Source organism: Neobacillus vireti (assembly GCF_036962465.1).
GTDB lineage: Bacteria > Bacillota > Bacilli > Bacillales > Cytobacillaceae > Neobacillus > Neobacillus vireti_B.
This window is the reverse complement of record NZ_JBALNF010000040.1, coordinates 12,844-34,220: the sequence shown is the minus strand read 5'-3', so window position 1 is coordinate 34,220 and position 21,377 is coordinate 12,844. Positions and strand designations below refer to the sequence as shown.

Annotated in this window: 17 protein-coding genes and 2 pseudogenes; 3 read left to right on the top strand and 16 right to left on the bottom strand. The window is 38.9% G+C overall.

The genetic code is table 11. From position 1 onward, the window contains the following. Positions 1–27 precede the first annotated feature (27 nt). From V7077_RS17385 to V7077_RS17365, 5 genes are all read right to left on the bottom strand, one after another. Positions 28–1,005: an ROK family protein gene (locus V7077_RS17385; protein WP_335504183.1), complete on the bottom strand. Its 978-nt coding sequence runs from the start codon at positions 1,003–1,005 to the stop codon at positions 28–30. A 35-nt stretch (positions 1,006–1,040) separates the two neighbouring features. Next, entirely contained in the window at positions 1,041–1,802 is a 762-nt protein-coding gene (locus V7077_RS17380) for a carbohydrate ABC transporter permease (RefSeq protein WP_335504252.1), read from the bottom strand. Between the two features lie 71 nt (positions 1,803–1,873). Further along, positions 1,874–2,821, bottom strand: a complete 948-nt coding sequence (locus V7077_RS17375; protein ID WP_420489667.1) for a carbohydrate ABC transporter permease — start codon at positions 2,819–2,821, stop codon at positions 1,874–1,876. 74 nt (positions 2,822–2,895) lie between these two features. Then, positions 2,896–4,161, bottom strand: a complete 1,266-nt coding sequence (locus V7077_RS17370) for an ABC transporter substrate-binding protein (protein WP_335504180.1) — start codon at positions 4,159–4,161, stop codon at positions 2,896–2,898. Between the two features lie 176 nt (positions 4,162–4,337). Further along, complete coding sequence (locus tag V7077_RS17365) at positions 4,338–5,543, bottom strand: ROK family transcriptional regulator (RefSeq protein WP_335504178.1); 1,206 nt, start codon at positions 5,541–5,543, stop codon at positions 4,338–4,340. Between the two features lie 411 nt (positions 5,544–5,954). Here V7077_RS17365 and V7077_RS17360 point away from each other — a divergent pair, with 411 nt between their 5' ends. Further along, positions 5,955–6,533, top strand: a complete 579-nt coding sequence (locus V7077_RS17360) for an NUDIX domain-containing protein (RefSeq protein ID WP_335504175.1) — start codon at positions 5,955–5,957, stop codon at positions 6,531–6,533. Positions 6,534–6,630: 97 nt separating this feature from the next. On the opposite strand, the gene V7077_RS27770 is transcribed toward V7077_RS17360, so the two are convergent. From V7077_RS27770 to V7077_RS17345, 4 genes and pseudogenes are all read right to left on the bottom strand, one after another. After that, a complete protein-coding gene (locus tag V7077_RS27770) occupies positions 6,631–7,233 on the bottom strand; it encodes a Gfo/Idh/MocA family protein (protein WP_420489670.1) in 603 nt (200 codons plus the stop codon). A 150-nt stretch (positions 7,234–7,383) separates the two neighbouring features. Then, positions 7,384–7,642 (bottom strand): annotated as a pseudogene (locus V7077_RS27765) (Gfo/Idh/MocA family protein); the annotation flags it as partial. Between the two features lie 67 nt (positions 7,643–7,709). Next, positions 7,710–8,573 (bottom strand): sugar phosphate isomerase/epimerase family protein, encoded by an 864-nt coding sequence (locus V7077_RS17350; protein WP_335504173.1) that lies wholly within the window; start codon positions 8,571–8,573, stop codon positions 7,710–7,712. 308 nt (positions 8,574–8,881) lie between these two features. Further along, positions 8,882–9,046: a hypothetical protein gene (locus V7077_RS17345; protein ID WP_335504171.1), complete on the bottom strand. Its 165-nt coding sequence runs from the start codon at positions 9,044–9,046 to the stop codon at positions 8,882–8,884. A 249-nt stretch (positions 9,047–9,295) separates the two neighbouring features. Here V7077_RS17345 and V7077_RS17340 point away from each other — a divergent pair. Then, positions 9,296–9,364 (top strand): annotated as a pseudogene (locus tag V7077_RS17340) (hypothetical protein); the annotation flags it as partial. A 124-nt stretch (positions 9,365–9,488) separates the two neighbouring features. On the opposite strand, the gene V7077_RS17335 reads toward V7077_RS17340, so the two are convergent. The 5 genes from V7077_RS17335 to V7077_RS17315 all read right to left on the bottom strand — a co-directional run bounded on the left by V7077_RS17335 (position 9,489) and on the right by V7077_RS17315 (position 17,148). Continuing rightward, positions 9,489–11,066 carry a glycoside hydrolase family 32 protein gene (locus V7077_RS17335; protein ID WP_335504170.1) on the bottom strand — a complete coding sequence of 526 codons (1,578 nt, stop codon included), beginning with the start codon at positions 11,064–11,066 and terminating at the stop codon, positions 9,489–9,491. Positions 11,067–11,139: 73 nt separating this feature from the next. Then, positions 11,140–12,615: a glycoside hydrolase family 68 protein gene (locus V7077_RS17330; RefSeq protein WP_335504168.1), complete on the bottom strand. Its 1,476-nt coding sequence runs from the start codon at positions 12,613–12,615 to the stop codon at positions 11,140–11,142. 188 nt (positions 12,616–12,803) lie between these two features. Continuing rightward, entirely contained in the window at positions 12,804–14,099 is a 1,296-nt protein-coding gene (locus V7077_RS17325) for an ABC transporter substrate-binding protein (protein WP_335504167.1), read from the bottom strand. A 41-nt stretch (positions 14,100–14,140) separates the two neighbouring features. Continuing rightward, positions 14,141–15,325: a response regulator transcription factor gene (locus V7077_RS17320; protein ID WP_335504166.1), complete on the bottom strand. Its 1,185-nt coding sequence runs from the start codon at positions 15,323–15,325 to the stop codon at positions 14,141–14,143. Between the two features lie 29 nt (positions 15,326–15,354). Further along, positions 15,355–17,148 carry a sensor histidine kinase gene (locus V7077_RS17315; RefSeq protein WP_335504164.1) on the bottom strand — a complete coding sequence of 598 codons (1,794 nt, stop codon included), beginning with the start codon at positions 17,146–17,148 and terminating at the stop codon, positions 15,355–15,357. A gap of 365 nt (positions 17,149–17,513) precedes the next feature. Between V7077_RS17315 and V7077_RS17310 the strand changes: the two genes are divergently transcribed. Beyond that, positions 17,514–18,614: a DUF4236 domain-containing protein gene (locus tag V7077_RS17310; RefSeq protein WP_335504162.1), complete on the top strand. Its 1,101-nt coding sequence runs from the start codon at positions 17,514–17,516 to the stop codon at positions 18,612–18,614. 264 nt (positions 18,615–18,878) lie between these two features. On the opposite strand, the gene glgA is transcribed toward V7077_RS17310, so the two are convergent. Next, positions 18,879–20,324 (bottom strand): glycogen synthase GlgA, encoded by a 1,446-nt coding sequence (glgA, locus tag V7077_RS17305; RefSeq protein WP_335504159.1) that lies wholly within the window; start codon positions 20,322–20,324, stop codon positions 18,879–18,881. Beyond that, complete coding sequence (locus tag V7077_RS17300; protein ID WP_335504157.1) at positions 20,321–21,346, bottom strand: sugar phosphate nucleotidyltransferase; 1,026 nt, start codon at positions 21,344–21,346, stop codon at positions 20,321–20,323. The genes glgA and V7077_RS17300 overlap by 4 nt, the downstream gene beginning before the upstream one ends. Positions 21,347–21,377: the final 31 nt, after the last annotated feature.

Below are 21,377 nucleotides of genomic sequence, written 5' to 3'. Positions count from 1 at the left end.
GTTTTAAAATTGGAAACATTCACAAATCTAATGAGGCAGGGCAGCTAGTTGATCATTTTTGCAAAAAAACAAACCGGTTGCTCCTACTACACATGCGTAACTGCCAAGACTTGATTTTTCGATTTTTACCTTTTCAACCATACTTTGAATGCCATGCTTTTGAACGGTCCTTCGGATTGATGGGAGAATTAATTCTGATTCGTTCATCACACCCCCGCCCAAAATCACCGCTTCTGTATTAAGAAGATGGATCAGATTAATAATTCCTAAGCCAAGGTATTCCCCAATTTCCTTAAGCAAACCGATTGAAAAGGAATCGCCCATTTTGGCTGCCGTGCAAATATCAACGGCCGTTAGCCCATCCATTTTAGCGAAAAAGTAATGACTGGCTTCTCCAGTTGCAAGCCGTTCCCGGGCGATAGCGGCAATCGCAGTTCCTGATGCGTAGTTCTCTAAACAGCCTTTATTGCCACAAGCACATAGGGGGCCATTCAGATTAATAGAGATGTGCCCAAATTCTCCGGCGCTGTCATGACTTCCTGTTAAAAGACTGTCGTTGCTGATAATCCCTGCCCCAATCCCAGTACTGACAGTGATGTAGATAAGATTGTGTTTTCCTTTTCCACTTCCCCATAGCCATTCACCTACTGCTGCCGCATTGGCATCGTTATAAAGCTGAACAGGAAGACCAAACTTCTTTTCTAATACGTTTCCAATTGGATAGTTTTCTAAATTTAAATTGTTTGCATAAAGAATTTCTTTCTTTTTTGAATCGATCACCCCGGCTGTAGCGATGCCAATGCCTTTAATTCGATTCATCTCGATGTCTTCTTTTTCCAGGAGGGATTCAATTGCAAGGATAATTTGATGACTGAAATTTTCTTCTCCCCCTTTTGTGTCGCACTGGATTTCCGATACAACTTCTCCATTCTTTGAAACTAGAGCGGAAAGGATTTTCGTCCCTCCAATATCTAAACCGATGGAAAACTCTTCCGTTGCGTTCAAATATGTACCTCCTTCCTATTATTCGGAAAAATCATCTACTTCCGGACACCGCTTAACGAAATACCGGCAATTAGGTGTTTCTGTAAAAAGATAAACATAACAATCATCGGTATCGTGGATAACAGGGCACCTGCCATGAGCAATGGATAATTCGTAGAATACTGGCCTTGGAAAGAAGCAATTCCAATAGACAGTACTCTCATATTCTCAGAGTTTGTCATAATTAACGGCCACAGAAAATCGTTCCATGATGCAAGGGCTGTAAAAATACCGAGAGCAATCAGTGCAGGTGTAGCATTCGGCAGCAGCACCCTCCAATAAATCCCCCACCAGGAACAGCCATCAATAATCGCTGCCTCATCCAATTCTTTTGGGATCCCCATAAAAAACTGACGAAGTAAGAAGACTCCAAATGCACTGAAGATTCCTGGAACGATTAGGGCATAAAACGTATCAATCCATCCCAGCCTTGTCATAATCGCGAAGTTCGGGATTAAAATGACTTGTGGAGGAACCATCAAAACAGACAAAATCACAATGAAAATGACATTTTTAAACGGAAATTTCATGCGTGCGAAGGCGAATGCCGCCATAGAACAAAGAAATAACTGGGCAAGTGTCCGGCCAACGGTTACGATAATCGTGTTAATGTAGTAGTTTAGGAAATCAACGTCTTCGAAAACTTTAACGAAATTTTCAAAATGCCATTCCTTCGGGATAATCGATGGCGGTACCTGCATGGACTCACCGTAGGATTTCAAGGATGTCGAAATCATCCACAAAAATGGCATGATCATAATCGCAGCACCAATGATCAGCAAAATATGACTAAATAGTTTTTTTTCTTTCAATTCCTCACACCCCCTCACTAGGAATCATAATGAACCCATTTCTTTTGGTAGATGAATTGGATGATCGTAATGGCTAAAATGGCTAAGAATAAAAGAAAGGCCTGAGCTGAAGCAATTCCCATTTGCGAGTATTTGAATCCAGATTCATAGACTCCAAAAACAATGGTTCGGAGTGGATCCAATAAAGCATTGTTGTCTCCAATCATCACAAAGATCAAATCAAACATCTGCAGGGAACTAATCATAGAAGTGATAAAGACAAAAAACAGAGTAGGTGTAATTAAAGGCAAGGTTATGTTTAAGAATTGCCTGAACTTCGAAGCACCATCAATCTGGGCTGCTTCATAATAGCTGTTTGAAACTCCCTGAAGTCCTGCAAGCAATAGAATGACATTATTGCCTATGGTCATCCATACATAGACAATAATGACTGAAAACAGGGCAATATTTGGGTCGAATAGCCATGATGGCTGAGGAAGATGGAATACACCTAAAAGATAATTAATTAAGCCGTAATCCGTGTTATATAGCCATTTCCAAACCATCCCCACTGCGACTGGCATGGTCACAACCGGTAAAAAGTACAAAGTCCTGTAAAGCACCATTCCCTTGATCTTTTGGTTCAGCATAAGAGACACAATGGTGGCAATCACCACGGATAAAGGGACCGACACAATAGTAAAGACGATTGTATTGATAATAGAACGTTGAAAGGCTGGATCCACAAATAAAGTCCGAATATTTTCAAGCCCTACAAATACCGGTGCTGTTATGCCGTCCCAGCTTGAAAAGGATAAGGCAAAAGATGCAATGGCAGGCAGCATATAGAAGATAAGAAGCCCTAAAAAAGTAGGAGCTATGAACAACAGAGCGTAAATAGCTTCCTTATTCACCCTTTTCTTATTCTGGTTAACGGCAACAATGTCGGGTTTGTTCTTTTCAATAGTCGAAGAAAAGCTGCTCAACATCATCTCTCCTTTCAATAGTCAAACAGACTGTCACACACAGTCTGTTTAACTATTCAATTAGGTAATCTAATTTACTTCGAATTTTCTTTGGCGAGTATGCCATTCATCTTTTTCGCAATTGTATCCAATGCTTCATCAATCGGCTTCTGTCCTAAAAAGGCGCCTTGAATTTCTTTTAGCTCAACATCCTGCCACTCAGCAGTATTTTTGGATATAGGGTATGGAACCCCATATTCCTGTGCGTCAAGGAATACTTTTAAATTTAAAGAAGGAATGGACTTAAGCCAAAGATCACTGATACTCTTTTCTGCAGGAATCGAGAATCCTGATTCGGCAATCACCTTTTCCCCTTCTTCACCTGATAAGGCTTTGATTAAATCCCACGAAGCTTTATCATTTTGGGTTTTTGCATTCATTGCCCAACCAATTCCATGAACAATGGAAGCCTTTTGTTTGCCTTTAGGAAGCGGAGCGACTCCTAATTTATCACCGAGTACACCTTTAAATTCGCCTGCACTGACTGAAATCGCAGGAATCATGGCCACTTTTCCGGATAGGAACAGCTGTTTTCCTTCTGTCTCCATAACCGTTTTCGCTGAAGGTGAGATTCCCTCGTCAATCAGCTTCTTAATAAAATGAAAGGCTTGTTTCGATCCCGGAGAGTCAAATCCAGACTTCTTTTTATCTTTGCTGATAATGTATCCTCCTGCTTGGTGCATAAGATCGTAATAAACAGATTGGCTTTGCTTGATATCAGCCGAATACCCATAAATACCCTTTGCTTTATTCGTTAACTTCTTGCCAGCCTTTTCAATATCATCCCAGGTCCAGTTTTCATCTGGGTATGGAACACCTGCATCATCGAAAAGCTTTTTGTTGTAATACAGACCAACTGAGTCGATAAAATAAGGAGCCGCGTAAAGCTTATCTTGATAAGTATATAAATCCACAACGGCTGGGAAATAATTATCCTTTTTATATTCACTATCATTTTTAATAAAAGGTTCCAAATCCTTGATAAATCCTGAGGAAGTATATTGATAAAAGTTCGGTCCATTCATCCAGAAAACATCCGGACCTTTTCCGCCTCCGATACTTGTTTTCAGCTTGGTCCAATAATCCTCCCAAGGTGTGTAGGTAACATTAACCTTAACATCAGGATGTTGTTTCTTAAATGCTTCGATTGATTTATCTACTGCAGGACTGACATTTTTATCCCATAAAGCCACTTCAATAGTCTTCTTTTCTTTCCCGCTGCTCTGCGTGTTGGAGCATGCCGACATAGCAACAACTACAATGATTAACAATAGGTGAACCAGAAACCTCATCTTTTTCATTTTTATCCCCCTCGGATTATTTGGTCCTTATGAAACTATTAAGATTGTAAAACCTAGAAGTCTATAAAAATGGTTAGCATTTTCATGTTGTCGTGTATTTACTACATAAGTGACCTATGTAGCAAGTTTTTTTAAATCTTGCATCACCTCCTAAAAAGCAGCCTACATATAGGCGATTAAATGGTAAATTGATATTTTTCTTGTAATATGATAGCTGCTGCCCCAAGCATTTCAAACTCGGCACCAAGGGAGGTTGGCTGAATATTGACCTCTTCTTTCAGAATGGGGATGACCTGCTTGGTTACATAGCTTTTGAGCAAATTCACAAATAATTCATTTTCCTGGACGATTTCACCGCTTAGAATAATGACTTCTGGGTTTAGCAGGTGAATGGTATTAATAATACCTGAAGAAAGATGTGACACGATTTCTTCCATAATTTGAAGACATAAAGTATCTCCCTCATTTAAGGCTTGTACAAATACCGCTGGAGTAATCCGATTCAGATTCTCTCCTACTAGATCCTTGATGAGTGTGTCTTTCCCTCGGCTCATTAGGGCCGTCACAATTTTGGAGTAAATGGCGGGCCAATTCACGTAATTCTCTAAACATCCTTCATTTCCGCATTCACATTTTTGGCCCCCCTTTACAATTGTGGTATGGCCAAGCTCACCTGAAACACCTTTATATCCGCGGATAATTTTTCCATTCACCATGATTCCTGACCCAACGCCATCACCAATCGTGATATAAACCAAATCTTTATACTGACCGAAGGAACCAAAGTAATTTTCTGCCAATACAAAGGCATTGGTATCATTATCTAAATAGGTAGGCAGTCCAAATTGCTGTTCAACCATTTCTTTTAAAGGAATATCGTAGAGTTTTAGTTTGGTATTATAGGAGATAATTCCCTTTCTTGAATCCACAATTCCCGGTGTGATAATGGAGATCCCTTCACACCCCACGAGATTTTCCTTCGACTGGAGAAAGTGTTCAATAATTTTTAGGGTCAGGCTAATGATTTCTTCACCATGCTGAGAATTGGTAGGATGGATTTCCTTTCGTAAAATGCTTCCTTCCAAATTCATCTCAGAAATTTTAATAAACGAATTCGAAATTGACACGCCAATTACATACTTAGTATTTGGATCGAATCGAAGTAAAACCGGCTTCCTTCCTCCATTGGAAGTACCAATCCCATCTTCCCTCACAATCCCTTCATGAATAAGTTCGTTCACGGCGGAAGTTACTGTAGTTGGACTTATATTAATTAATTTTGCGATGTCACTTCTCGAAATAGGTCCATGTTTTCGAATTGAGTCCAAAATGATTGACCTATTCAGTTCCTGCATCAGTTTTAAATCGCCTGTTCTTCGCATTACCCTACACCTCTAACTCTCCAAAACTTTCTTTTTCCAGTGTCTTTATAAAGTATAATAATCGGTATTCCACCAAATGTAAACACTTACATTTCTGAAAATATAAAATATTTTAAAAACAGGTAAAAACTCCTAGAATCTAAACTGCATGTAGTGATTTCAAAAATTTACACAATAAAGCCTCCTAAAAATGCAAAGAGCCCATCATAAACAAATGTAACCTGTTATTAAAAGAGCTGCCAACTAATTATGTGATAATCATACTTCTAGGTTCTAATAGATTGAGTGATGCACGATTTAACACGGACAAACTAATAAATCACTTTGTTTGCATTTAGCCAGTAAAAAAATGACTATGGTAAAGGATATAAATTCATTACGTCGAAATTGATTATTACACGATGTTTTTTAATGAAGAAAGGATGGGCGAATTTGTCAGCAAATTTCTGTTTAAAATGTGGTACTGGCTTGGAATTTCGTGATATTGGCGGAACAATGAGAAAGGCATGCTCCCGTTGTGATTTTATATACTGGGGTGACTATAGTATTGGCGTTGGAGCATTAGTCATTAAAGATGAAAAGTTTCTGCTAGTTAAACGAGCACATAATCCTGGAAAAGGATACTGGACTAATCCTGGCGGATATATCGAACAATTGGAATCAATCGAAGATACAATTATACGAGAGGTTGAGGAAGAATCAGGAATTAAAGCAAAAATAAAAGGTATTATGGCGATTCGAGATATTCCACGTAACATTCATAATCTTTATGTTGCTTTTGCAATGGAATATATGGATGGAATTCCAAGACCAGATGGTGTGGAGTCTGATGAAGCAGGGTTTTACAGTTTAGAAGAAATCGAGTCGATGAATGTAGCTCCCTTCACCAGATGGCTTATACAAGTTGCTTATCATGGAGAAAGTAAAGGGTTAATAAAGGATAATGATCCAGTAGTACCTATCCATGATAGTATTCTCTTTAAAGTTTGATAAAAATCATTATGCTACCACCCACGACTCTAATATCTTTACCTCTTAAAAAGAGACCATGATAAAACTGTCATGATCTCTTTTCTTACTATCAACGTTAATCAAACGAAATTTCCATTCCTTTTTCACTGGATTTATAGATGCCACATAAAATTTTCATCATCTCTAAGCCGTCTTCCACTGGACTTAAGGTCTCGGTTTCACCCAGGCAGGCTAATACGAAGTGATCCATTTCGTTTTGAAAGCCTTGTTCGAAGTCAAATGTTAACGAATCTACCTGAGGTGTAATGTTCAAAATCGTATTGTGCTTTTCAGTAATGATTGATAATTTTGGTTCCACTTCGAGTCCTCCCTCTTCTCCATACAGTTTGACTGAGATTTCATTCTGTTTTGCATGGAGAGTAAAACTGACACCTACCATTAAAGAAGCCCCGTTTTCAAATCGGATCAACGCATTTGCCATGTCTTCAACGGTATTGATTTCCGGATTATAATCTGCCGCTTTATAGAATGATAGATTTTTAATATTAGATCTGTTCCCGAGTTTAGAATAGGTATTCCCGCTAATCGACTTTACTCTCGGTTTTCCCATTAAACACCAGCAAATATCCATCATGTGTACTCCACGATCAATTAAGGGTCCCCCACCTGATCTTTCGATATCTGAAAACCAACCGCCTGGATTTCCGAGTCTTCTTATGCAGGAAGCTTTGGCATAATAAATCTCAACGATCTCATCCGCATCAATAAACTCCTTTAATATCGCTGTGTTGGAAGCATATCTTCTGACAAAACCAACTTGAAGGATTTTTCCAGTTTGTTTTACGGTTTCTTCAATTTGCTTTGCCTCGGCTACAGAGGTACTTAATGGCTTTTCTACTAGAACGTGTTTCCCTGCCTTTAATGCCGCAATGGCGATTTCCGCATGTGAGTTTCCATGTACAGATACTGACTTCATCATTGTCTTGATCAGCTAGTAATGACCGATAATCTCCATAAACTCTCGCAGCGCCATATTTACTTGCCTTCTCTCCTGCTCTTTCTGTATTCCTGTCACAAACAGCATATAACTCGGCTCTTTCATTTTTTTGATAGGACTGCAAATGCATATCCGAGATGGAGCCAGCACCGATAACACCTATTTTAAGTTTCCCCATTACTCATTCTCCCCTTCTATTAAACTTGTTCCCAAATTCTCCGAACATTGTCTAAGCTAATCTTTGAACCCTTCTTACAATCTTCCATACCTTCAAATTCGATGGAAATATAGCCGTCATAATTTGAGTGCTTAATCACTTTAATTATTTCATATATATCAATGTCCCCGTGGCCAATGATTGAGCCTCTTAAATAATTCCCAGAAGTTGTTTGAAACCATCCCTCTCCAGGGTTATACTTTTCAGGCCGGTAATAAAAATCTTTAATATGAACCATTGAAGCATGATGAATATTTTTCTTCACTGCTTTGATAGGATTTTCATCTACACAAAGAAAATTTCCGGTATCTAATGTGGTTTTGAAATTAACCTTATCTACACGATGAAGCAGAGCTTGGACACGGTCACTAGCTTGAACAAAATACCCATGGTTTTCAACACTAGTTGTAATACCATATTCGGCTGCATAATCAGCAATTCTTTTACAAGCATCAGTGAGCCTTGGTAAGTCTTGTTCAAATTGTTGAAAGGAACTCTCTCCGATTGGTCTCCAAGCCACATCATGACGCATAAGCTTGACACCTAGCCTTTTTGCAATATCCACTTGTTTAAATACTCTTTCTACTTCTTGTTCAAATTGCTCTTCATCCACCGTAATAAAATTTGCTCCAATGGCATAATTAGAAATCTCAATGCCGACATTTTCTGCTTTTTGGCGTATAGCATCTGTTAAATCAGGATTTTCGTCCAACGAATATCCCATTGGGACAATTTCAATATGTTCCCCTCCTTGTTCCGCAATCCATTCAATTGCTTCAAGGATATTTAATTCCTTTGACTTAAGGGCTGAATATAAACTATAAGAACTTAAACCAAGTTTCATTTTTTACCTCCAATATTTAAGTAGTTAAATAAATTCTTCATTGGATTAAATCGGTCCCTTGCTTTTTCCAATGACTTTATTAAGTTAAATATATGGTAACAGAAGCCATAAATGACTAACTTAGGAAAATTCCAATCTTACAGGTTCTCATCCAGAAATTTCAAGACTCCCGTTCGCATTTCCTCCGTTTCCACATGACCCACATCATAGAGGAAAATCTTCCATGCATCCTCAGCATTCATATTCCGGTAGACCTGTTTGAGCTCTTGATCAATTTTGTGTAAACCACTTAGTGGTGTAAGCGGGTCCTAGGTACCTGCTAAACCTAAATGAGCTCGTGGCGCAATTAAAGCATTGATCTCTGACGCGGTAAAATGGTTTAACAACTCAGGCACATAATAGTAAATACCATGGCCATCAAGACCGTCCTCTTCCATTAACGCTTGATAATCTGTTAAACAACAAATATCCACGGTTACTTTAATTCTTGTGGGAGAGATTTTACCTAATTATTGCAAAACCCTGGAAACAATTGAACTTGCGGTAATGGCGAAGGAAGCCATTCTGTTACGAGAAGAAGAATCTCATAACGAGCATCGTCCTGATCCCGTTCAAATGATGCTTAGTGTAATCAGAAGAAAAATAGTATGTCCTAAATGTGGAAATAAACTCGTAGACAGGAAAGGAAAATAGTATGTCCTAAATGTTGAAATAAACTCGTAGACAGGAAAGGAAAATACGGGGACTTTAAGGGGTGCAGAAGCTTTCCAAAATGTAAATTTACAGCATAAAAAGAACTGGCTCTAATCAGGGGTTATGGAACCCTATTTAGGGCCAGTTCTTTACGTTCTTTTACATCACTCATATTGATACGTAAATTCTTGAAACAGTAAACCATTTGCAAATCTATTTTTGCTAGGATTCCTTCAAATGTTTAATGATCAAATCTTTAAATACTGCTGTCCCTCCCTCTGAGAAGAGAGTGATGCCCTGGTCCGTTGTTTTTGGGAAGATTAAATTGGAATGAACGACTTTTCCATCATCCACAAAAACTTCAACACTTGATCGATCCACAAGAATCTTTAAATGAACGTTCTTTTTACTGACATCAAAAGGAGCCTGGCTTTCCAAATACTGATGACTTTTTTCAGGGTGACCGGTATTCGCTCGATTGACATAAGAATAGTGCTGCTCTACAAAAATACCTGCGTCCACGTGCCTGAACTTGTCGGCTGATTCTCTGAGCCTGATCCCTACATTTTTTAAATTTGACCACGAGATATCTGTTTCAAGTTGAAATGCATCACCTGTAAGGTTGATCGTTTTTGATCCGTTTACTTTCATTTGCTTAATATAATCTTTTGCATATACTAATTCATTAATTGCTTCTAATGGCTTGGAGGTTAACACATATTCGATGCTGCCCGTTGGTTTTAGTTCGATTTCTCGAACAATCGAATCCATCCCGTTGAAACCTTCTTTCATCGTCGGGGCGTTGTTTGCGTAATCCCATTTATTCATCCAAGCGAGAGCATAGCGCCTTTGAAATGGGGCGCTGGCTTTCCCATCTTCAAACGTGATCCCTCCGTACCAGTCGAAACCGTAATCTAACCATTTGGGCTCAATTTGATCAGGAGAAAATTCCAATCCGTTAAAACTTCCCGTCCAATAGGCATATGTATTTGGCTTGCCAATTTCTTTTCCGTTTGCGCTAACGCCAAGCACCCATTTTAATGCTCCGTCATTTGCCTGCATCAAGTAAAAATCCGGGCATTCCAGGGTTCCAATATTTTCTGTAAAGAAACTGCTGAGATAGTGCCAGTTTTTTAAGTTGTGGGACTCATAAAACCCTATTTTTCCTCCTTCTGCTAGGACCATGATCCATTTTTGATGGCTGCTGTCCCAGATAATTTTCGGATCTCTAAAATCCTTAGTACCCGGATTGGCCATAATCGGGGAATCGCTATAAGAGGTAAACGTTTTTCCATTATTTTTGCTGTACCAGAGAAATTGTTCCTGCTTTCCGCCATTGGCAGAAGGCTGTGTGACAATCGCAACAATCGCGCCGCGACCAAATCCCGCTGTATTTTCCCAATCGACAACAGCAGACCCTGACCACGGGTCTCCATTTTTGTTTTTATATTTAGGGATGGCAATCCCTTTGTCCGTCCAGTGCAATAAATCTTTAGACGTTGCTTGCCGCCATTCCGTCCCATTTCCAACAGGATAGTCTTTGTTGTAAAGGTAATAGTAATGATACTCCCCCCCAAAAAAGATCGGCCTCTGCGGATCATTTTTCCATTTGTCAGGAACAGAAAAGTGGTATTCTGGCCGGTAGCTATTTCCTTTGGCAGGTGTTGTTAAACTGTATGGTTTACTTGTGGAATCTTCTTGCTTTAATTTTATTGCCTTGTTGTCTTGAGAAATAAGTAGTCCAGTAAAAATCGCTAGGATCAAGCTATAAATTAATAAAGCTACCTTTACTTTGTTCATTGATCATCACCACATCATAGAAAAAAAGAAAATGCCTGCTGATACAGTGACATTTTCTTTTTTATTGGTTAGTTTATTCGTTAATGGTTAATTGACCTTGCTCAAGGATGCTGTTTGGTACAACAGATGTTTTAGAACCTTTAATGTTAAGCAAAAAGCTTGGCGCAAAGGTAGAATGATGGTCTGGATAGAAGCCTCTATTCGTCATATAACTTGTGATTACCACTTTATTACCTTCAGATTGCGGTACAGCAAAATGAGAGTAAGTAAATGTGAGATCAGCAGGATCAAGATTCATGTTCAATACAAGTCCATTTTCATTTAACGGTTTGAATGGACCATTTAAGGAATCGGCTACGAACCCTAGCATATAAACATCTTTGTCGTTAATTCCATCAATCGTCATTTTGGATCCTCTTGAATCCGTGAATAGATACCATTTATTATTCATTTTAAATATATTGGCGCGTTCGATTTCATCTGTTACTGTGTTTGATGCAATTAATGGTTTCATAACACTTTTCACTGTATAGTCATCGTTCAATTCAACAATGCCTAATGCACCATTCGCTAAAGAAGCAATTTGTTTTTTAGGACTTTGTAGCAGTTTATTTTTTTCATCCTGGAAGAAGACGTCACTTCCGCCATAGTAAGCTTTATTATTGAAAGACTGATCGCCTTGATAACCATCTGTTGTTCCAGTGTTGGCCTCAAATACAAGATATTTATGGCCCTTATCTTCAACATAGTGAGGGTCTCTTAATGTATGGTTATCACCTGAAATCCACTTGTCTTCATCGATAAATTGCTGAATGTTTTGATAAACTGTACCGTCTCCGCCATCAAAGACAGATTTGTGATCAGATACTCCATCGACTTTAAGTGTAGCTGCATCCGGCTGAGATACGTTGACTTGAGCAGTTGTAATAATTTGGTTACCAGCACCGGTTCCACCATCTTCAGGATTACCTGAGTAATCTGTATAGAATAAACGGACTTGGCCCTCTTTGGTTAAAGTAGCAGAACCTGACCACTCCTGTGTTTGATATTTAAGATACGGGTCATTTGGAACAAATTTATCCATATCTTTAAATACTCTTCCAGCATTTTTCCAGCTGTCAATCGATGTATCACCGACTTTTTGATAGAATAAATAAATTGAAGTATCATCACTGTTTTTTGGGTCACCTGCTAAAGCGAAAACGATATGATATCCATGATAATTTGCCGCAGTACCATCAGCGTTTTGCAGTGGCCAGCTATCCCATACATCTAAATCTATTAGGTTGCCTGACTTATCATACCCTTTTGCCGAATCAATGTTTTTGATTGCTGATGCATCAAATTGTGGCACTTTAAATTGATCACTGTTTTGCTGTCCTGGAATTTTTAGCATGTCAGCGCGTGTAATATGGGCAAAACCATAGTCATTATTGTAATCCCCACTGGTCATTTGCTGCGCAAAAATTTGCGGTCCGCCCGCTCCTACTAATATAGCGGTACTGAATGTTACGGCAGCTGCTTTTTTTGTTAATCTTTTGAAGTTCATCGTCTTCCTCCTTGGATATGTATGAATTGGATAAGAAAGCTAGTAATCGTTTCTTATTAAGTAGAATTATAGAGGAGGACGAATGGATTGGAGATGGCAGGGATTGATTAGAATTTCGTCTTAAATTGATATTGGAGTGGTGTTGTAATAAATAAAATAAAAAAGCCCCCAAATGGAGGCAGAAGAGTTTATTGCAAAGTGGACTTGGCCTTATCCCAGGATTTTTGAAATTCTTCCAGTAATTGCTCACGAGTAAGCTGTTTTCTTACGTAGAGCTGCATCGCCAACCCGAACTCTTCCCTCACACCAACCGGGAACTCCGGCCAATTGGAGTCTAGTATTTTCCCAGCTTGGTAATAAGCGAGTGTATCATGTGCCAGCGGTCCTAAATGGTTCGCTTTTATGTTTTTAAATGCAGGAATAAATTTGAACTCATCGGTCATAAACCTTTTCCCTTGCTTGGAGGAAACCATCCAGTTTAAAAACTTCTTTGCTTCCCTCTTCTTCTCGGGTGAGGTTTGTTTGTTGATCACCCAAAAGTTCGGTACACTGACGACTAAGGCGTCATTCTTCTTTCCATCATTAATCGATAAGGGCAGAAATCCGATATTCATATTTGGCGTCATCTGGTCAAGCATCGGCTGCACCCAGTTGCCTTGCTGAATCATCGCCGCTTTTCCTGTGGCAAATAAATTGACTTCCATATTGTAATCCGTGGAGAGCGGATTTGCATTTCCATATTTTAATGTGACGTCCAGCAGATCGATGGTATCTTTAAATTTTTGATTATTAGTGATCTTTTCTGTTCCGTTGTTCAGGGCTTTTATAAACAAGGCTGGTTTTTCCTGCTGGGCAAAGGCAATATTCAACAAATGAACACCCAGTTTCCACTCTTCGTAATAACCAGTGGCGAAAGGCGTTATGCCTGCTTTTTGCAATTGTTTGGCCGCTGCTGTTAATTCTGTAAACGTTCTAGGAACGGAATCAATACCTGCCTTCTTAAATAAATCCTTATTATAAATAAAACCATAGCCCTCCAGGTTTAGCGGCATTCCGTAAATTTTATGATCAAATTCCATTGGCTGCAGCGCCTTTGGATAGGCGTTTTTAATCCATGGCTGATCCGAGAGATCTTCCAAATAGTTCTTCCAAAGAATCGCATTTTGATATCCAATATTCGTAAAGATATCAGGACCATTTCCGGCAGACATCTCTGCCTTTAGATCGCTTAAGTCATCTGCAGCACCCCCTACTGTGTGAATCTTGATTTTTATATTTGAATTTTCTTTTTCATAAACGGCGGCCATATGTTCAAACTGCTTGGAAATTTCTACTTTTGGATTTCGAATATCCAGTGTAATCTTATATGTTGGGGTATCTGCTTCTTTTGGCTTCTTCTCTTTCAAACTAGTCGGTCCACAGGCTGAGAGAGAGATACTCAAGATGGCTATACAAACCATGTGTAATCGTAAAATTCTTTTCATTCCTACCCCCTCCAAATATGTACAGAAGATGTGGCCACGTATCAGATGCCCCCCGTTTGTTGTCTTTTTTTACGGTTTCGGTATTCAAAAGGGGTTAAACCCGTGACTTTTTTGAATAGTTTAGAGAAGTATTTCTCATCCTGGTATCCGAGCATCAGAGAAATAGAAAGTATACTTTCATCGGATTCTCTTAACCTAGATTTTGCTTGATCAATCCTTAGTTTCGTCATGTATTTGGACAGGGTCATACCCGTTTCTTGTTTAAACTTTCTGGAAATATGTTCACGGCTTAAGAAAAATCGGTTGGATAGTTTTTCCAGCGTCAGCTCTTCCATATAATACGTGTCTACATAATGAACAATGTTCCGCATGCGGCAGGCATTATCTAAATCGTTCAAACGGTGAATCGCTCTGAAATGTTGATCTTCCAACTTCATTTGTAAAGCCTTATAGGAAATAGAAAGGCATTCCAAAGACATCAAAGATTCACCGTCTACAAGACGCACAGGAATATCAAACTGTTTGCTGATCCATTCTTCAACAGATAACCAGACTCCTTTTACAGTAAGCACCAAACAAAGACTATGATCATTCTGAAGTTCAAAGGCATTTCCCCATTCCTGATGCTCAAGTTCTTCAGCTAGCTGTTGAATATACGGGGCCGAATGATGCATTTGGTAAAAAGAAATAAGGCTAAGGTCATATTCGTCGGCCGCAGGCAGAAAAGAAGCAATTTCGGCAAGGTCGAAAAACTCCCCTAGGCAAGCCTCTGTGACGATTTGATTGATACGTAGTCTTTTCACATCATCATATACGCCTGTTTCCTTGTATTTACGGTCTACTTCTTCATTTGCCCATGATTTTACCGCCTCTGCCAACGTGTGATTAAAAGGTTCAGCCTCAATTGGTTTTAGTAAATAATCAAAGCTGTTGTGCTTAATGGCTTTTCTCATGAAGGAATAATCGTCAAATCCAGTAATGAATATGACCTTGCCAGGATAAGCAATGCTGTCGAGCCACTCAATCATTTCGATCCCGCTCATGCCAGGCATTTTTACATCAGTAAAAATAATCTCTGGTTTTTCCTTCTGTATGATTCTTTTTGCTTCTTCCCCGTTTCTTGCTTCCAATAGTCCGGTAATTCCATTTTTCTCCCACTGGCCCAACTGGCGTATGACATAACGGACGTTTAATTCATCATCTACAATGAGAGCTTTCATTCCCATATTCATCTCCCCTGCTGCTAACTTTTAGATTAAACGGTTTCAAGTTCTTGACAGGCAAACTTTGATTCTAGTGGAATCATTAATCGAACAATAAAACCTTTCCCTTGATTGGTATCTATTTCCAAACCAGCCTTTAGCCCATAATTTAAAACCAAACGGTCATGAATATTTTTCAGACCAATATGCTCCGCTGAATAAGATTCTTCATTTGATTTGGTATAAATATTTTTTCGAAGGATTTGCAATTCTTCAGATGACATACTCGATCCATTGTTTTCTACTACAAGGCAGAGTATTTCTCCTTGCATTTCTCCATAGATGTTTAATTGTGCATCGTAGAAACCTTCTTCATAGCAGTGTTTAAAGAAATTTTCCACGAGTGGCTGGAGTGTCATACTTGGAATCGTTAGATTAAGTATCGTTTCGTCCAGATGGATTGTATACGTCAATTCGTTCCCAAAACGCTCCACTTGTAGAGACAGGTAGGTTTTTATATAATCCACTTCCTCCCGGACTAAGACCCATTGATTGGCACGTATGGAATATCGCATCATTTTGGATAAAGAGGTGACTAATCTGTATACGTTTGGCGAATTGGATCTAAGTGCAACCGCACCTATGGTTTGCAGGGCGTTGAATAAAAAATGCGGATTCACCTGGGACTTTAATGCCCTTAATTGATTGTTTCTATTTTCAATTTCCAATTTGTACTCTCGGGCAATATGCAAATTAATCCGATTCATCATTTCCTTTATGTGTTTTTCCAGATGCCCAATTTCATCTTGTCCGTTGTCATTGAAAGGAACATCCATATTCCCTGCCTCAATGCTTTGCACTTTTCTGCTGAGTAGCTTTATGGGTCTCGTAATCATGTAAGAAATAATCCCGATCATTAAAAGTCCCAAAAATCCGACCCCTATCCCTACAAGAATGTTGGTATAGGCGGTCTGTCTAACATCGTGAAATAAAACTTGTTCGGGTGTAATCTTTACTAACTTCCATTGACGCAAAGGGCCTGACAACGTTCTAGAGAGGATAATCTCCTTGCCCGTTTTGACGCCTGACTGATGAATAGACTTTAACAAATTGGATGGAACCGGTTTTCCTATGAGGTGTCGATCGCTAGCGTACATAATTTGGTTCTCCGAATTCACGAGTAATACGGTTTCTTTATCATTCTGTACAAGGCTGTTACAAAGCCGAGCATACGAGTTTAAATCAATATCAAGCGTAATGATTCCAAGAAATTTGTTCGAAAGTACGTCCATTACTTTATGGTGAATCGTTAACACTATCGTGTTATCTGATTGAGGAACAATAGCCGCGTCATTATAATTCTCAATCGGATGAGGAGGCTCAATCAAATACTTTGAATGAGAGTGATAAAGCTTTTGAATCGAATCTTCCTTTACTAAGTCCGGCTGAGATTTACGGGTACTGACCATGGCATTATAAACTGTAAAGGATTCTTTACTTTTATCAATATAAAAACGAATCTGCCGGATTTCGCTCCTTGTGAGATAAAACGTTTCAATGCTGTTTTTCACTGTAAGAGGGTTGAAATAAATGGAATCTTGAAACCCTTCTTCAAAGATCCGGAACAAATCAGGATTTCGGTAGGTAACATAGGGAAGGCCGACTAAATCCTCAAAGTATTGCTCCAGTTCATTTGATGCTTTCTCCATTTGATTGCGGCTGACTTCCAGCTCATGCTGTTCGACCAATTTCTTGGTATAACCATAAATAAAGAAAACCATCAAAAAATACGGGAGGATGATAAAAATAAGAAGCATTAGAAATAAGCGTCTCTGGATGCTTTTCATGTGTGATGCTCCTTTTGTTGATGTAATCCTTTAATTGAATGGTAGAAAATAACCTATAACCTATTACTCTTTTATTAAATCTAATTCTATTTACTAATGCCGTCAACATGAGACCATTTGGTGAAATAGTAGACTGTGAATGTCTTGTATTCCTATTAGGACGGGACATGGCAACGTTTACGGTGAGGAATGTAAACGCTGCTAGAGATAAGTAAAATGAAACTTAAGAACTAGTTGATGGAGGGTTATTACAAAAGATAGGTAGATAAGCTTAATTTTTGAAACAGAGGATTTATTTCTAGAGTTTTTTATCCTTCTTCAAGAAGGGTTATTTTGTTATAATTTGTAAAAAGTGAGGGAAGGTAATGGGATTTGGGTTTAGAAAGAGTTTCAAAATTGCTCCAGGGATTCGATTGAATGTTGGTTCCAAAAGTGTGGGTTTGAGTGCAGGTGTGAAAGGTTTACGCTATAGTGTGAATTCTAGAACAGGCAGCCGGATGACGGCTAGCATTCCAGGAACAGGGATTTACTATACCACTTCAGGCGGAAGGAAGCGAAACACCACAGCTTATAACCGGCAAAGTGAAATACAAGCAAGACAAAAAGAAATAGATCGATTAGATAAACTAGAACAAGCTGCCTTAGAGGTTGATCTCTATGAAAATAAATTAGAAAGAATACAATCCATCCATAAAGAAGCAGATGAACCGATTAATTGGATTAAGGTCCGAAGCGCGAACCCGCCCTATCATAAAAATCAAGGACAGAAAGGCTTCCATGAACAGGCAGCATTAGATAAGGTACATAATTATAAACCGAATCTGATCTCGAAACTATTCAAACAATCCGATAAGGAATTGGAAAAACTTAATAACGAAGTGATAGAAGCACGACAAAAAGATGAAATGGAATATCGTTCCTGGGAAAGGGACGTTCGAATAGCCACTAAGGTTATCGAAGGAGATATTGATACCTACTTCGAAGTCATCCAAGAATTCAATCCATTAGATGACTTACTTGAATTTGGAAGCGGCTTCGAGTTCTTTGCAGAAGATTCAAAGACGATGGAAATAGAATTTGATGTACATAGTGATACAGTGGTGCCTAAGGAACAGCTATCATTGACAAAAACAGGAAAACTATCCACAAAACAGATGCCAAAGGGCAAATACTTCGATATCCAACAGGATTATGTCTGCAGTTGTGTATTAAGAATTGCCCGGGATATGTTTGCGCTTCTGCCGTTGGACACTGTTTATATCCATGCAATGGAGACCATGATGGATACCTCAACCGGCTATAATAGAAAGATTACGATTCTTTCGGTAAAAATAGAAAAAAGGACGTTAAACAAATTGAATTTCGACCATATAGACTGTTCGGATGCCATGCAAAATTTCAGTCATCAAATGAACTTTAAGAAGACAGCGGGTTTTAGTGAGGTCCCACGATTAACCATTGATTAGTATTTCTTATACTTGTTGATCTCCCCTTACATATATGGGTATGTTTTATAGAGTTATAATAAGAAAAAGTTAAAAAAGACCAGTCATGCAACAACATGTCTGATCGAGCAATAGAAGGTTCCCACTAAGGGAATCGGCTAATTTAGTGTGACAATCCACCCGAGCCGTTAACTCAAGGGTGGATTATTTTTTATTTTATAAAAAGTATGGCTTTAAAAAAGGGTGTTACAAACTTATTGCTAGAAAGATCCATTCTTATCATGCTTACTCTATTCCCGAGTTTAGCAGCAGTTCCCTATAGATATCGTTGTATTTCTTCGCGGATTGCAGCCAATTATAATCTTGGCTCATCGCAGCTTTTACTAACCGACTCCAAATTTCATTTTCCTGATAATAAAAAATAGCTCTTCTAACGGTGTGCAGCATGTCATGAGCATTGAAATTTTTAAAGGTGAAACCGTTCCCGTTACCTGTAAACTCATGGTAGGATAAAACCGTATCGTTTAAGCCGCCTGTTTCTCTGACAATAGGAATGGTACCGTACTGTAAGGCAATCAACTGCCCTAAGCCACATGGCTCAAATTGAGATGGCATTAAAAATAGATCAGCCCCTGCATAGATTTGATGCGCTAACGCTTCATTAAAACCGAGATACACTCCTACCTTATCGGGATACTCTTGTTTCATTTGGTTAAAAAAGTTTTCATAATCCGTTTCACCTGAACCAAGGACGATGAATTGAAGATCCTCTTTCATCATTTCCCGAAATACATGGAGCACTAAATCTAACCCTTTTTGACTGGTTAAGCGTGTGACCATCGCGATAATGGGGGTGTTATATTTTTCTGGTAATCCGAAATAGTGCTGTAATTCTTGCTTATTTTTTGCTTTCCCCTCTAACGAATCAATATAATAGGAAGCAGCAATATCTCGGTCTATCCTAGGATTGTAAACCGTATCGTCTATCCCATTGACGATTCCGATCAGCTTATTTTTGTGCTTTCGCAAGAGGCCGTCAAGTCCCTCGCCATAATAGGGAAATTGGATTTCATCTTTATAGGTTGGGCTGACCGTCGTCACCATATCTGATGCAACAATAGCCCCCTTCATAAAATTGATATTCCCATAAAACTCCAGCTGATCATTGTTAAAATATTGAGGACTTAATCCTAACAGATCACTCATAACCGAATAAGGAAAAATTCCCTGGAACTGCAAATTGTGAATGGTAAATACGGTTTTCATATCCCAATAGAGCGGATTCAGACGATAGTGTGCGTCTAATAAAAAATTAACCATCCCTGTGTGCCAGTCATGGGAATGAATCACATCAGGAACAAAATCTAAATAAGGAATACTCTCAAGAACCGCCTTACAGAAAAAAGCGAATCGCTCCCCATCATCGAAATGACCATATAGAGAATCTCGGTAAAAATAATATTGGTTATCAATAAAGTAATAGGTAATCCCGTCTTGCTCTAGTGTAAAAATGCCGCAGTGTTGATTCCGCCATCCAACCTGCACACGAATCTCTTTATGAAATTGAAATGATTTTTTTAGCTTTTCAGGAATTAAGGAGTAATTGGGTAAAATAACTCGTACTTCTGTCCCAAGATCTTTTAACGCTTTAGGAAGTGCCCCTGCTATATCAGCCAGGCCACCTGTCTTCACAAACGGAACACACTCTGATACAGCAAATAGAACCTTCATGAATGTGCAACGCCCCTTTTCACGGTACCTTTTTTAACGACAAGAGGAGCTTCGGTTGTTCCTGTCATTTGGATTCCATTTCCGACAATGGCATCCTTATCTAAAATAACTCCATCCAGTACACAATTTTCTTCAATTTGACATTTCTGCATGATAATCGAGTTACGGATAACCGTCCCTTTTCCGATTTTAACAGCCCGGAAAATAACGCTATTCTCTACTTCCCCTTCAATAATGCACCCATTTGCAATGATGGAATTCCTAACCTTTGAACCCTTTTTATACTTTGTTGGCGGCTCATCTTTAACCTTTGTAAGGATGGGATCGTCGTTTGTAAAAACCTGTTCCCATACGGTTGGCTGTAGAAGTTCTAAGCTAGATTGATAATAGCTGTGCAGGCAATCAATGTTGGTAATATAACCTGTCCAAACATACCTGTTTATTTGAAGTGTATGGCGTCGATCATGCACGACATCAAAAATACTGTAATATTGCTGATCCTTGTATTGTTCAAACAAAGAAAGCAATAAATCCTTGCTCAAAATATAGGTCTGTAATGATTCGCCATCATGAACGACCTCTGTGATATCCGCTCTTGTTTCTAGATGACTATCTAAAATCTTACAAAAGTCTATCGTTCCGACGGTATGGCAATTGGCAACAACTACATACTGCTGCTTACTACGTTTGAAATATGTCATATTATTGGCAAAATGAGCAAAAGATCCAAATCTCTCAATCTCCGAATTGCCTTCAGGTGAAAACACAAACAGCCCATCACGCTTTCTGCCTAAGTCCCATTGCTTACCTGATTCCAAGTGATCCATCAGGGACCGAACTTCTTGTCCGGTAAAAATAGCTACATTCGTAATTCCTGAATTCACCATATTGGATAACATAAAATCAATCAATCGATAGCGTCCTGCGAACGGAAGAGAGGCTAATGTACGATGAGCAGTTAAAGTTTGAAATGTGTCAAACTCAGTGGTTGCATTGATAATTCCAAGCATTGAACAAGACAAAAGTATCACCCTTTCTACTCTTTTTAGTTAT

Coding starts and splice junctions, on each gene's coding strand:
- V7077_RS17380 (WP_335504252.1), bottom strand. CDS start 1,802: ATGATCATGCCATTTTTGTGGATGATTTCGACATCCTTGAAATCCTAC.
- V7077_RS17370 (WP_335504180.1), bottom strand. CDS start 4,161: ATGAAAAAGATGAGGTTTCTGGTTCACCTATTGTTAATCATTGTAGTT.
- V7077_RS17365 (WP_335504178.1), bottom strand. CDS start 5,543: ATGCGAAGAACAGGCGATTTAAAACTGATGCAGGAACTGAATAGGTCA.
- V7077_RS17360 (WP_335504175.1), top strand. CDS start 5,955: ATGAAGAAAGGATGGGCGAATTTGTCAGCAAATTTCTGTTTAAAATGT.
- V7077_RS17350 (WP_335504173.1), bottom strand. CDS start 8,573: ATGAAACTTGGTTTAAGTTCTTATAGTTTATATTCAGCCCTTAAGTCA.
- V7077_RS17335 (WP_335504170.1), bottom strand. CDS start 11,066: ATGAACAAAGTAAAGGTAGCTTTATTAATTTATAGCTTGATCCTAGCG.
- V7077_RS17330 (WP_335504168.1), bottom strand. CDS start 12,615: ATGAACTTCAAAAGATTAACAAAAAAAGCAGCTGCCGTAACATTCAGT.
- V7077_RS17325 (WP_335504167.1), bottom strand. CDS start 14,099: ATGAAAAGAATTTTACGATTACACATGGTTTGTATAGCCATCTTGAGT.
- V7077_RS17320 (WP_335504166.1), bottom strand. CDS start 15,325: ATGGGAATGAAAGCTCTCATTGTAGATGATGAATTAAACGTCCGTTAT.
- V7077_RS17315 (WP_335504164.1), bottom strand. CDS start 17,148: ATGAAAAGCATCCAGAGACGCTTATTTCTAATGCTTCTTATTTTTATC.
- V7077_RS17310 (WP_335504162.1), top strand. CDS start 17,514: ATGGGATTTGGGTTTAGAAAGAGTTTCAAAATTGCTCCAGGGATTCGA.
- glgA (WP_335504159.1), bottom strand. CDS start 20,324: ATGAAGGTTCTATTTGCTGTATCAGAGTGTGTTCCGTTTGTGAAGACA.